Raw genomic sequence first — 11,838 nt, 5'->3', positions numbered from 1 at the left:
CGTTCAGCGGACCACCTTGAACTCGGCCCGGCGGTTCTTGGCCCAGGCGGCTTCGTTGCTGGCCGGGTCGAGGGGCATCTCCTCGCCGTAGCTGATGGTGCTCAGCCGGTCTGCGGCGACGCCGAGCGACACCAGGTAGTCGCGGGCGGCCACGGCACGCCGCTCGCCGAGCGCGAGGTTGTATTCGTCGGAGCCGCGCTCGTCACAGTGACCCTCGATGCGAATTTTCAGCTCGGGATTGGCCTTCAGCAGGGCGGCGTTGGCGGCCAGAATGTCCCGGGCTTCGGGCGACAGGGTGTACTGGTCGAAGTCGAAGTGAATACGCTGCAGCTTGCTGGCAACCGCTTCCAGATCGGCCGCCATCCGCTCCTGCACCGCCGATTCGCTCACTCCCTGGTCGGAGACGGCGCTGGGCTGCTCGGCGGCAACCCGGGTCTCGACCGGCTGCTCAGGGGCGGTTTCCGTGACGGCCGGTTTCTTGGCGCAACCGACAACCAACAGGGAACACAGCGCGATCATGGCAATCCACTGCAATACGACACATGTTCTCATGGTGTTCCACTCCTTTCAAACGGCAATAAAAAAGGGTTCTATTCTTATGTTCCGACAGACTAAAACAGCTCGATTATACAGAAACCGAATGAAAAGACAAGGCTTTCACGCGCTCAGAATCGCGGCGACCAGGCCGGATGGTTGCAGTTGCCGCCCGGCGGCGAAATCTTCCACTGCCCGGTGCCGTCGCTACGCATCAGGAAGATCTCCTTCCGGCCGGAGGCATCGGAGGAATAGACCAGGAAACGGCCGTCCGGACTCCAGCGGGGATGCTCCTTGTTGCCCGGCCCGAAGGTCAGGCGGCGCTCGTCGCTGCCGTCGGGCCGGATGGTGTAGATGTCGAAAACACCGTTCTCCTTGCGGCTGAAGGCGATCCGGTCGCCCGTCGGCGACCAGGCGGGCGTGGCATTGTACTTGCCGTTGAGGGTCAGGCGGCGCACCTCGCCGCCCGGCGCCTTGATGAAGAGATGCGGATTGCCGCGCCGGTTGGAGACGAAGACCAGTTCGTCGCCGTCGGGCGACCAGCTCGGGTCGATATCGATCCCCCAGTGCCGGGTCAGCCGCTCGACGATCTTCCCGGTGGCGGACAGCAGGTAGATTTCCGGATTGCCGTCCTTCGACAGGGTCAGGGCAATCCGGTCGTCGACCGGGCTGAAACGGCCTCCGACATTGAGCCCCTTGCGGGAGGAGATGCGCCGCTCCCTGCCGGTGTAGATCTCCTTCTGGTAGAGATTGGTGTTGCCGTCGCGGTAGCTGGTGAAGAGGATGCGGCGGCCGTCGGCGGAGAAATCGGGGTTGAGCACGATGGAGCGATGGGCGGTGATGCGGATCGGGTTGTGCCCGTCGACATCCATCAGGTAGAGCTCCTTGTGCCCTGTCTGGTCACCGATGAAGGCGATGCGGCTGCTGAACGGTCCGAAACGACCGGTCAGGGTCTTGAGCACCTGGTCGGCGAAAGCGTGGGCGATGCGGCGGACATCGCCGGTGCGACCGACGTAGCGGCGGCCGTCGAGCAGCCGGCCGGCCCGGACGTCGAACAGCCGCGCCTCGACGATCAGCTGCTCGCCGCGCACCCGGTAGCCGCCCTTGATCAGCATTTCGGCGCCGAGCAGCCGCCACTCGGCGAAATCGACATCGATCGAGACCAGCCCCATGCGGCCGGCGTCGGCGAGAAAGGCGCGCGCATCGATCAGCCGGAAAAGACCGGAAAAGACCAGGTCGTCGCGCAGCACCCGGGCGAACTCCCCGGCCAGGGCCGGCCGCGGTTCCGCCAGCGGCAGCGGGGCAACCAGTGCCAGGGGAATCTCCTGCTGCCCCGGGGCGCTGATTTCGATGGCGGCCGGGGCGTTGCCGACCATGGTCAGCAGCAGCAGGATGGGCAGAAGCAGTCGGCGCATGGCTCAGTCCATCAGATCCTTGAGGTTGAAGACGATCGTCTCCCGCAGCGTCTTGCCCGGCGGTGGTTCCAGCCGGTCGACACTGCGGATGGCGCGGGCGATCGAATCGTCGAACAGGCGATCGCCCGATTTCCTGCGAAAGCTGTAGTCCCGTAGAAAGCCCCGGGCGTCGTAGACCACCTCGACCTCGGCCTCGAGATCGAGCCGGCCCACCTGATAGCGGGACAGGGCCCAGGCCTCCTTGTAGGCCTGCTGCAACCAGAGCCGGTAGCCGACACCCTGCTCGCTGCCGCGTCCCTTCTCCTCGCCCAGCGGGGCATTTTCGCCGGCACGGGTGTCGCTGGCCGCCAGGGCAGCGAGCTGCCGCTTCAGTCGCAGCATCTCGAGCCTGCGCTCCAACCTTTCCTGCTCGGCCCTGGTAGGAGCCTTCGCGGCCGCCGGCCTGGTCGCCGCTGCCTTTGCCTGCGGCCTTGTCCTTTTGACCGCCGGCTTCGTCCCCGCCTTTTTGCGCGTCACGACCTTTTTCGGTTGCGGCTGCGGCCGCGGTTTCGGTTTCGGCCGTGGCCGGGACAGCTTTTTGGCCGACGGCGCGGATTTCTTGCGAACGGTCTTTTTGGCCCGGCCGTCCGGGCGGCCGGCCTGCGGTGCCTTCACCGGCAGGTTGACCAGGTCGACCACGTAGGCCGGGGGCCGCGGCTGATGCCGGCGTGGCAGCAGGTGTCCGCCGACCAGCAGCAGCAGAACCAGGTGCAGCGCCAGCGAGGCGCCCAGCATCGCGCCGAGCCGGGGTTCCCGCCGCTCCCTGTCCCGTCGCCAGCGTCTGTTGTCCGCCCCGGATCGACTCACTTTGCGCGTTCAGCCTCCTCGGCCACCATGCCGAGCCTGGCCACCCCCGCCGCCTTGATCGCCGCCATCACCTGCACCACCCGACCGTAGGGCACCTTGCGATCGGCCTCGAGGAAGACCTCCTTCGACTTGCGCTCGCTCAGCACCTGCCGCAGCACCGGCGCCAGTTTCTGCGGCGAGGGGACGGCCACCTTGCCGACGCTGATCCGGCCGTCGGCGGCGACGGACACCACCAGCGGATCGTCCCTCCCGGCCAGGGAGGGGGCGTTCTGCACCTCCGGCAGGTCGACATCGACGCCCGTCTCCATCATCGGCGCCGTCACCATGAAGATGATCAGCAGCACCAGCATGACGTCGACAAAGGGGGTGACGTTGATCTGCGACAGGGTGGAGCGACCCCTGACCTCCCGGCGTCCGACTTCCATGGCTCAGTCCCGGCCCATGCGCTGCACGATGTTGAGGAATTCCTGGCAGAAGTTGTCCATCTCGCCGGTCAGGACGTTCACCTTGCTGACGAAATGGTTGTAGGCCACCACCGCCGGAATGGCCGCCACCAGGCCGATGGCGGTGGCGATCAGGGCCTCGGAGATGCCGGGCGCCACCACCGCCAGGGAGGCGCTGCCAGTCTTGCCGATGCCGTGAAAGGAGTCCATGATCCCCCAGACGGTGCCGAACAGGCCGATAAAGGGTGCCGTCGACCCGGTGGTGGCGAGAAAGGTCAGGTACTTTTCCAGGCGCTGGGTCTCGCTGGTAGTGGCGCGGCGCAGGGCGCGGGCGACGTTGTCGGCCCGGCCGAGCTCCGCCACCGGCCCTCCGCCGGCCTCGCTGCCGCGCTGACCGCGCATCAGTTCCCGGTAGGCCTCGCGAAAGAGGACAGACAGCGGCGAATGGGAGAACTCCTTCAGCCCCTGGCCGATCGCCTCGAAATTCTTCTTGGCCCAGAAGAAGTCGAGAAACCGCTCCGACTCGATGATGGCGCGACGGATAACCCGAAACTTGAGCAGGATGATGGCCCAGGAGACCACGGAAAAGTAGACGAGAATCAACAGGACCAGTTTGACCACCGGTCCGGCTCCGAGTATCAGCTCCAAGGAATCCCTCCTTTGCGGCCTGCGCCGGCTGGCTGGAAATGCCCGGCGGATGCCGGAGTGTGCGATTATCGACCATCGAAAAGGGCAAGTCAACGTGCGGAACCACAGCCCGCTTCCGGTCGATCGGGCGGTTGCGCCCGGGTCAACAGCTCTCTCAGGCCAGGTCCGGACGGATGCGGCGCAGATAACGCGCCGCTTCGCCGTCGGGGCTGCGCGCCAGCAACCGGCACAGGGCGGCTGCGTCGTCGAGATCCTGCCAACAGTCGATCTCGGTATAGCTCAGGCCGGCGTCGGTGGCCCGCCGCCGGGTCAGCGCCAGCACCTGGTCACTGCTCCAGGGAATGTCGGCAAAGAGCTGCGGGCAGGGACGGCGGCAGCCGATCAGCACGTAGCCGCCATCGTCGGCGGGAATGGTGACTGCATCGTGCGCTGCCAGGGCGGCGAAGGCCCGGTCGATCAGCGGCAGGGGCAAATCCGGACTGTCGGTGCCGATCAGGGCAGCGGCACCGGCACCGCTTTCGAGCAGAGAGTCGAGAGCGGCGGCCATGCGCCGGCCGAGATCGCCTTCGACCTGTGGCCGCAGCTCACAGCCGGGACAATGCTCGGCAAACCAGTCGCGGCAGCCGGCATAGAACAGGACCAGGCGACGGCCGGCCCGCCCGACCCGACGCAGGGTCTCCAGCAGACAGACGCGGTAGAAATCGGCGGCCTGTCGTGGCGTCAGAGGGGGGCAGAGCCGGGTCTTGACCATCCCGGGACGCGGCTCCTTGGCGAAGACGCCCAGAACCTGTGATCCATCATCAGGACTGGGAACCCCGTGTGGATTTACCGACTTTTCCACGATTTCCACAGACTTTTCCACAGTGGATCAGCCGGGCGCCGGCCGCACGTCCTCGACCAGGGCGTAGGCGGAATGATTGTGGATCGACTCGAAGTTTTCGCACTCGACGGCGAACCAGGTGATCTTCTCCTCCTGGCGCAGGCGCCGGGTCACCTCGCGAACGATATCCTCGACGAACATCGGATTGGCGTAGGCCTGTTCGGTCACCGCCTTCTCGTCCTCGCGCTTGAGCAGAGAGTAGACCGGGGCGCTGGCGCAGGACTCGACCAGGGCGATCAGGTCCTCGAGCCAGACATGCTTGCGGTAGCGGATGCGCACCCGCACGGTGCTGCGCTGGTTGTGGGCCCCGGCCTCGCTGATCTCCCGCGAGCAGGGGCAGAGGGAGGTGACCGGAACCGCCGCCTCGAGCACGAAATCGAACTGCTCGCCGAGACTGCCGACCATCCGGCACTGGTATTCCATCAGCCCCCTGGCGCCGGAAACCGGCGCCGCCTTTTCGATGAAATAGGGAAAATCGAGTTCGAGATGGGCGCAGCTCGATTCGAGCCTCCGCTTCATCTCGGCCAGGATCTCCTCCAGATTGTCAACGCTGACGGCGCCGTGATAGCGGTTGAGAATCTCGATGAAGCGGCTCATGTGCGTCCCCTTGAAATGCTCGGGAAGATCGACGTACATGTTGACCCGCGCCACCGTGTGCTGCCACTGCCGCGTCTTGTCCTGGACGACGATGGGATAGCGGATCCCCTTCACCCCCACCTTGTCGATGGGGATATTGCGGGAATCGGGCGATTGCTGCATATCGGGCATGGTCATGGTGATGACTCCGCGAAAAACAGGTGCCGGCCGCCTATTGGTCCTGCCGGAGATAGGCGACGGGATCTTCGGCCCCGGCCTCGGCGAATCCCTTCAGCCGCAGCCGGCACGAATCGCAGCGGCCGCAGGCCCGCCCCTGCGGATCGGGATCGTAGCAGGAATGGGTCAGGCCGTAGTCGACTCCCAGCTCAAGGCCGCGCCGGATGATCTCGGCCTTGCTCAGGTGCAGCAGCGGCGCGTGGATACGGTAGCGCCCCTTCCCCTCGACCGCCGCCGCCGTCGCCAGATTGGCCAGCCGCTCCCAGGCGGCGATATAGTCCGGGCGGCAGTCGGGATAGCCCGAATAGTCGAGGGCGTTGACGCCGATGAAAATATCGAAGGCGCCGAGCACTTCGGCCCAGGCCAGGGCGAAGGAGAGAAAGATGGTGTTGCGGGCCGGCACATAGGTAACCGGAATCCCTGCCTCGAGGGGGCGGTCCTTGGGCACCTCGATCGCATCGGTCAGGGCGCTGCCGCCGAAGGCGCGCAGGTCGATGTCGACCACCCGGTGCTCGACGGCGCCCACCAGGGGGGCATACCGGCGGGCCTTCTCCAGCTCGACCGTGTGCCGCTGGCCGTAGGAGAAACTGAGGGCGTGGGGCGCGAACCCCTGGTCGCGGGCGATGGCCAGGCAGGTGGTCGAATCGAGCCCGCCGCTGTAAAGAACAACTGCTTTCTTTTTCATCGGAAACCTCGAAGTCGGCACGGGACCAGGCGCCCGAGGCCAATGGAAGAATGCCTTTTCCCCCGAAGCCAGGTGCCCGCACCCGGTGCCGGATGTCAGTGTACCTCGTAAAAATCGCCGGTTCCCAGCCGGTGGACCTTCATCAGGTTGGTGGTGCCGGGGGCGGACACCGGGCTGCCCATGGTGATCACCACCACGTCGCCGCGCTGCAGCAGGCCCGAGGCGAGTACGCTGGCCTCCACGGCGTCGATCTGCGCCTCGGTGCTCCCCTCGATGTCGACCCGAAGGGAACGGACCCCGCGGCAGAGGGCCAGCCGGCGGCGGGCCTGCTGCGAGGGGGTGACGGCATAGATGGGCACGGCCGGCCGGTACTTGGAGACCAGGGACGCCGTCTTGCCGGTCTGGGTAAAGGCAAGGATCGCCTTCGCCCCCAGACTCTCGGCCACCCGGCAGGCCGCCTGGGCGATCGCCTCGGGCAGGGAGCGCCAGCCGGCGACCTCCGGCAGCGGCATGAACATCTTCTGCCGCAGATGGGGGTCGGTCTCGACGTCAAGGGCGATCCGCTCCATCATCGCCACCGCCTCCACCGGATACTTGCCGGAAGCGGTTTCCGCCGACAGCATGACGGCATCAGTACCGTCGAGGATGGCGTTGGCCACGTCCGAGGTCTCGGCCCGGGTCGGCCGGGGACTGTTCACCATGCTTTCCAGCATCTGGGTGGCGGTGATCACCGGCTTGCCGGCCTGGTTGCACTGGTGGATGATCCGCTTCTGGATCAGCGGCACCTTCTCAGGATCGATTTCCACCCCCAGATCGCCGCGTGCCACCATGATGCCGTCCGCCGCCTCGAGAATCGGATCGAAGTGCTCCACCGCCTCCGGCTTTTCGATCTTGGCAATGACTCGCGGCCCGGCGGCGCCGACAAGCCGTTTCAGCTCCAGCACCTCGTCGACGCAGCGGACGAAGGACAGGGCGACGTAGTCGACGCCGTGCTCGAGACAGAAATCGAGATCGCGCCGGTCCTTTTCGGTCAGGGCCGGCGCCGAAACCCTAACCCCGGGCAGATTGATCCCCTTGCGGTTGCGCAGCGTGCCGCCCACCAGGACGCGGCAGCGTACCCTCGGCGGCGCCACCTCCTCCACCCGCAGCTCAAGCAGGCCGTCGTCGAGCAGGATGCGGTCACCCGGCCGCACGTCCCCAGGCAACCGTTCGTACCCGGTCGGGATCAGGTTGTCGCGACCCAGCACATCCTCCGTGGTGATCCACACCTCTTCGTCGCGAAAGAGCTGCATGCTGCCGCCTTCCAGGTCCCCGACCCGGATCTTCGGCCCCTGCAGGTCGCCAAGAATGGCGACAGCCCGCTGCCGCTGCTGCGACAGCTCCCTGATCCGGTCGATGATCAGGGCCTTCTCTTCGTGCTCGCCGTGGGAGAAGTTGAGCCGGAAGACATCCGCCCCCGCTTCCATCAGGGCGAGCAGCTGCTCCCTGCCGGCACAGGCCGGCCCGACGGTGGCGACGATCTTGGTATGACGAAACCTTGCTGACATTCCTGCCTCCCGCAATCGACATAACGACGACCGAACGGAGATTGCGAATCCGGATTCAGGACTATAGCACAGGTGCGGCATGCGGCAACCGCAAAGAGGTTGCCGCCGCGGCAGGCCGCGTGCTATAAGTGACAGGTTTTTCGACAAAAACCCTTACCCTGCCGGTTCCATGCTGCGCAAAATCGTTCGCTACATCATGCTGCTGGCCGTCGGCGGCGCACTGCTGGCCGTCGCCGGCCTCGTCACCGCCTACCTGCTGGTCGCCAGCTCCCTGCCCAGGGTCGACACCCTCGCCGACTACCGGCCCCCGGTCATCACCCGCATCCTGGCGGACGACGGTTCCGTGCTGGCGGAACTCTACAAGGAGCGCCGGGTCGTCGTTCCCATCGAACGGATGCCCGACGCGTTGATCAACGCCTTCGTCGCAGCCGAGGACGCCAAGTTCTTCCAGCACCGGGGCATCGACCTGGTCTCCATTCTACGCGCCGCCATCAAGAATATCCAGGCTGGCGGCATCGTCCAGGGCGGCAGCACCATCACCCAGCAAGTGGCCAAGTCGCTGCTGCTGACTCCGGAAAAGAAGTTCTCCCGCAAGTTCAAGGAGGCCATCCTCGCCTGGCGCATGGAGCAGAAGCTCTCCAAGAAGGAGATCCTGTCCATCTACCTCAACCAGATCTATCTCGGCCACGGCGCCCACGGCGTGCAGGCGGCGGCGGAGAACTACTTCGACAAGAACGTGGAGGACCTCAGCCTCGCCGAATGCGCCATGCTGGCCGGGCTGCCACAGGCGCCCAGCCGTTATTCCCCCTACCGCCACTTCCAGCGGGCCAAGGAACGGCAGCGCTACGTGCTGAAACGGATGGTCGAAAACGGCTACATCAGCGAGGAAGAGGCCGAACTGGCCTTCGCCGAAAAGCTGACCATCCATCCGCGCAGCCGCCAGCACGTCCCCGAGGCGGCCTACTTCACCGAACAGGTGCGACGCGACCTGATCGCCACCTACGGCGAAAAGGCCGTCTACACCCAGGGTCTTCAGGTTCACACCTCCCTCAATCTCGCCATGCAGCGCGCCGCCCAGGCCGCGGTGCAGCAGAACCTGCGCAACTACGACAAGCGGCACGGCTACCGCGGGCCGGGCAAAATCCTCAGCGAAGGCGAGGCGAGCGAATTCCTCGCCGACCAGGCCCGCCGCCTGCGCGACAACCCGCCTGAACAGGGGCACTTCCTGCAGGCGGTGCTCACCGGCTGGAACGACCAGGCGCTACTGGTCGCCGTCGGTGACCGGCACGGCCTGATCGCCCGCGAGGGCCTCGCCTGGGCCGGCGAGCTGAAGTTGCTCAGCCGCGAAGACTACCTGCTGACCCCGGACGAAGCCTGGGGCGATGCCATTCCCCTGCCGGTCGGTTCGCTGCTGGAGACGAGGGTGAAACAGGTGCGGCCGGACGGTTCGCTCGAGCTCGAGCTCGAACAGACCCCCGAGGTGCAGGGCGCCCTGGTCGCCATCGATCCGCACAGCGGCCAGGTCAAGGCCCTGGTCGGGGGATACGACTTCGCCAGAAGCCAGTTCAACCGCGCCATCCAGGCGCGCCGCCAGCCGGGCTCGGCGATGAAGCCGTTGATCTACGCCGCCGCCCTCGACAAGGGCTACACGCCGGCGACGGTGATCCTCGACACCCCCATCATCTACCGGGAAAAGCTGGATACCGGCAAGGAAACCGAGTGGAAACCGCGCAACTACGGCAAGAAATTCTACGGTCCGACCTCCCTGCGCACCGGCCTGGCCAAGTCGCGCAACATCATCACCATCAAGATCCTGGAGGATATCGGGGTCAACTACGCCGCCAACTACGCCCGTCGGCTCGGCATCGAGTCACCGATCGAACGCGACCTGACCCTGGCCCTCGGCTCGACGGCGGTCACGCCGATGGAGCTGGCCAAGGTCTACTGCGTCTTCGCCAACGGCGGCATCCACGTCTCCCCGACCTACATCACCCGCATCATCGACCGCGACGGGCGTATCATCGCCTCGGTCGACCCGGCCGATTTTCCCGACGGCGCCGGGCCGGGGCAGCGCCTGCTGCAGCAGAAGCGGGAACGGGTCATCTCCCCTGAAACCGCCTATCTGATCACCAATCTGATGGAGAGCGTGGTGCAGCAGGGCACCGGCTGGCGGGCCAAGGCGCTCGGCCGCCCGGTCGCCGGCAAGACCGGAACCACCAACGACCTGAAGGACGCCTGGTTCGTCGGCTTCATCCCCGATCTCGTCGCCGTGACCTGGACCGGCTTCGACCAGGAACGCAGTCTCGGTGACCACGAAACCGGCTCCCGCGCTGCCGCTCCGGCCTGGGTCGCCTTCATGAAAGAGGCAGCCAGCCACTACCCGGTGCGCCAGTTCAAGGTGCCGGACAGCATCCTGTTCCGTCCCATCGATCCCAAAACCGGTCTGCTGGTGCCGGAGGACACTCCGGGCGCGGTGATCGAGGCCTTCGCCCCGGGAACCGCCCCCACCCGCTTCGCCATGGACGAATCCCGTCCCGATGCCCGCGACTTCTTCAAGCTCGATCTGGAAGAGAACTGAGTTGGTGCCTGAGCGACTAGCGGCTCTTGACCACTCCCAGGCGCGGACAGAGGTCGCTGACCGGGCAGGCGCCGCACAACGGCATCGGCGCCTTGCAGACGGCCCTGCCGTGCGTGATCAGGATGTGGCCGGTCTGCACCCAGCGGTCAGCGGGAAAGAGCCGGCACAGATCCTTCTCGATCCGGTCCGGGTCCTGCGATTTGGTCCAGCCGAAACGGCGTGACAGGCGCTTGACATGGGTGTCGACCACCATGCCGGGAATGCCGAAAGCGTTGCCGAGCACGACGTTGGCCGTCTTGCGGCCCACACCCGGAAGCCGGACCAGCTCGTCGAGCCTGGCCGGAACCTCGCCGCCGTATTCCTCGACAATCACCCGGGCTCTGGCGATCAGGTTGCGCGCCTTGTTGCGGAAAAAGCCGGTGGAGCGGATCAGCGCCTCCACCTCGTCCTGCCCGGCCCGGGCCATTGCCTCCGGTCCGGGAAAGGCGGCGAACAGGGCCGGCGTCACCCGGTTGACCCTGTCATCGGTGCACTGGGCGGAGAGGATGGTGGCGACCAGCAGCTCCCAGGGGTTGCGGTAACAGAGGGCGCAGCGGGCCTGTGGATAGAGTTCTTCGAGCCGGTCGAGCAGATCGGCGGTCTGGCGGCGATTCATGGCTCTCCTTCAGCAATCTGGCCCTGTTATCAACACAATTCACAGGTTTGTTCACAGGCAGTTCAACCGGGCGCGATCTCCATCCGCCGGCGCGACAGGCTTTTGGTGCGCAGGTATTCACGAGGGTCTCGCGCCTGCAGGGTCAGTACCAGCGGCAGATGCGTCGAGGCGTGCCGGGCCACCCCCCAGCGGGGGATTGACGATTCCAGAACCCGCACCTCGCCGCGCAGATAGGCCCGGTCACGGCCGAGCAGCGGAAAGCGCGCCGGATAGGTGCCACACCACAGGGGCCGGCGCGCCCTGCGCAGCACCAGGGCGAGATTGAGATTGCCCAGTCCCCAGCCGCAATCGGCGAAATCCCCGAGCACGATCAGCGGACAGGCCAGATCGGCGTGCCCCAGCAGGTCGGGCCCCAGCAGGCGGCCGATCTGTTCCTGGCGGATGCGGGGATGCGACGACAGACAGACATTGAACAGGTGCAGGCGCCGGCCGAGAATGTCGACGTCGGCGCGCAGGCAGCAACCTTCGCCGCCCAGGTCGTATGGCCGCAGCCCGGAGAGGGGATAGCAGGAGAGGATGACATTACCGCCGGCGTCACCGAACCAGGACATGCCGAGCCGCTCGGCGAGTCGTTCCACGGCCTTTGCGTCAGGCGCATCGAAACGCTGCAGCGCCACCAGATCCGGGGCCGCGTCATGGATGACGTCGAGCACCCGCTCCAGATCGACCCTGCCGTCGCTTCCCCGGCAGCCGTTGACCTGATAGGTCATCACCCGTATGGCTGGCATGGCAAC

Annotated in this window: 12 protein-coding genes; 1 reads left to right on the top strand and 11 read right to left on the bottom strand. The window is 66.2% G+C overall.

Annotated features, from left to right (window positions below):
* Positions 1 to 3: 3 nt before the first annotated feature.
* From pal to pyk, 9 genes are all read right to left on the bottom strand, one after another.
* Entirely contained in the window at positions 4 to 552 is a 549-nt protein-coding gene (pal, locus tag EDC39_RS10475; RefSeq protein WP_148896332.1) for a peptidoglycan-associated lipoprotein Pal, read from the bottom strand.
* A 113-nt stretch (positions 553 to 665) separates the two neighbouring features.
* Positions 666 to 1,949 (bottom strand): Tol-Pal system beta propeller repeat protein TolB, encoded by a 1,284-nt coding sequence (tolB, locus tag EDC39_RS10470; RefSeq protein ID WP_148896331.1) that lies wholly within the window; start codon positions 1,947 to 1,949, stop codon positions 666 to 668.
* Between the two features lie 3 nt (positions 1,950 to 1,952).
* Entirely contained in the window at positions 1,953 to 2,795 is an 843-nt protein-coding gene (locus tag EDC39_RS10465) for a TonB C-terminal domain-containing protein (protein ID WP_148896330.1), read from the bottom strand.
* The gene (gene tolR / locus EDC39_RS10460) at positions 2,792 to 3,220 is read right to left on the bottom strand and encodes a protein TolR (RefSeq protein ID WP_148896329.1); all 429 of its coding nucleotides are present in this window, start codon (positions 3,218 to 3,220) and stop codon (positions 2,792 to 2,794) included. Before tolR ends, EDC39_RS10465 begins: the two co-directional genes overlap by 4 nt.
* 3 nt (positions 3,221 to 3,223) lie before the next feature.
* Positions 3,224 to 3,886 carry a protein TolQ gene (gene tolQ / locus EDC39_RS10455; RefSeq protein ID WP_148896328.1) on the bottom strand — a complete coding sequence of 221 codons (663 nt, stop codon included), beginning with the start codon at positions 3,884 to 3,886 and terminating at the stop codon, positions 3,224 to 3,226.
* 154 nt (positions 3,887 to 4,040) lie between these two features.
* Positions 4,041 to 4,736, bottom strand: a complete 696-nt coding sequence (locus tag EDC39_RS10450) for a TIGR04282 family arsenosugar biosynthesis glycosyltransferase (RefSeq protein ID WP_222862869.1) — start codon at positions 4,734 to 4,736, stop codon at positions 4,041 to 4,043.
* Between the two features lie 18 nt (positions 4,737 to 4,754).
* Complete coding sequence (gene folE2, locus EDC39_RS10445; RefSeq protein ID WP_148896360.1) at positions 4,755 to 5,534, bottom strand: GTP cyclohydrolase FolE2; 780 nt, start codon at positions 5,532 to 5,534, stop codon at positions 4,755 to 4,757.
* A 40-nt stretch (positions 5,535 to 5,574) separates the two neighbouring features.
* Positions 5,575 to 6,264 carry a 7-cyano-7-deazaguanine synthase QueC gene (gene queC, locus EDC39_RS10440; protein ID WP_148896326.1) on the bottom strand — a complete coding sequence of 230 codons (690 nt, stop codon included), beginning with the start codon at positions 6,262 to 6,264 and terminating at the stop codon, positions 5,575 to 5,577.
* Between the two features lie 95 nt (positions 6,265 to 6,359).
* Complete coding sequence (gene pyk / locus EDC39_RS10435; protein WP_148896325.1) at positions 6,360 to 7,811, bottom strand: pyruvate kinase; 1,452 nt, start codon at positions 7,809 to 7,811, stop codon at positions 6,360 to 6,362.
* A gap of 169 nt (positions 7,812 to 7,980) precedes the next feature.
* Here pyk and EDC39_RS10430 point away from each other — a divergent pair, with 169 nt between their 5' ends.
* Positions 7,981 to 10,389 (top strand): penicillin-binding protein 1A, encoded by a 2,409-nt coding sequence (locus EDC39_RS10430; protein ID WP_148896324.1) that lies wholly within the window; start codon positions 7,981 to 7,983, stop codon positions 10,387 to 10,389.
* 16 nt (positions 10,390 to 10,405) lie between these two features.
* Here the strand turns inward: EDC39_RS10430 and nth are convergent, their stop codons facing one another.
* Positions 10,406 to 11,044, bottom strand: coding sequence for an endonuclease III (gene nth / locus EDC39_RS10425; protein WP_148896323.1), 639 nt, complete (start codon positions 11,042 to 11,044; stop codon positions 10,406 to 10,408).
* Between the two features lie 62 nt (positions 11,045 to 11,106).
* The gene (locus EDC39_RS10420; RefSeq protein WP_148896322.1) at positions 11,107 to 11,832 is read right to left on the bottom strand and encodes an endonuclease/exonuclease/phosphatase family protein; all 726 of its coding nucleotides are present in this window, start codon (positions 11,830 to 11,832) and stop codon (positions 11,107 to 11,109) included.
* Positions 11,833 to 11,838 lie beyond the last annotated feature (6 nt).

The organism is Geothermobacter ehrlichii (genome assembly GCF_008124615.1).
Taxonomy (GTDB): Bacteria; Desulfobacterota; Desulfuromonadia; order Desulfuromonadales; family Geothermobacteraceae; genus Geothermobacter; species Geothermobacter ehrlichii.
This window is presented reverse-complemented; position numbering and strand designations above follow the sequence as displayed.

Coding starts and splice junctions, on each gene's coding strand:
- pal (WP_148896332.1), bottom strand. CDS start 552: ATGAGAACATGTGTCGTATTGCAGTGGATTGCCATGATCGCGCTGTGT.
- tolB (WP_148896331.1), bottom strand. CDS start 1,949: ATGCGCCGACTGCTTCTGCCCATCCTGCTGCTGCTGACCATGGTCGGC.
- tolR (WP_148896329.1), bottom strand. CDS start 3,220: ATGGAAGTCGGACGCCGGGAGGTCAGGGGTCGCTCCACCCTGTCGCAG.
- folE2 (WP_148896360.1), bottom strand. CDS start 5,534: ATGCCCGATATGCAGCAATCGCCCGATTCCCGCAATATCCCCATCGAC.
- queC (WP_148896326.1), bottom strand. CDS start 6,264: ATGAAAAAGAAAGCAGTTGTTCTTTACAGCGGCGGGCTCGATTCGACC.
- pyk (WP_148896325.1), bottom strand. CDS start 7,811: ATGTCAGCAAGGTTTCGTCATACCAAGATCGTCGCCACCGTCGGGCCG.
- EDC39_RS10430 (WP_148896324.1), top strand. CDS start 7,981: ATGCTGCGCAAAATCGTTCGCTACATCATGCTGCTGGCCGTCGGCGGC.
- nth (WP_148896323.1), bottom strand. CDS start 11,044: ATGAATCGCCGCCAGACCGCCGATCTGCTCGACCGGCTCGAAGAACTC.
- EDC39_RS10420 (WP_148896322.1), bottom strand. CDS start 11,832: ATGCCAGCCATACGGGTGATGACCTATCAGGTCAACGGCTGCCGGGGA.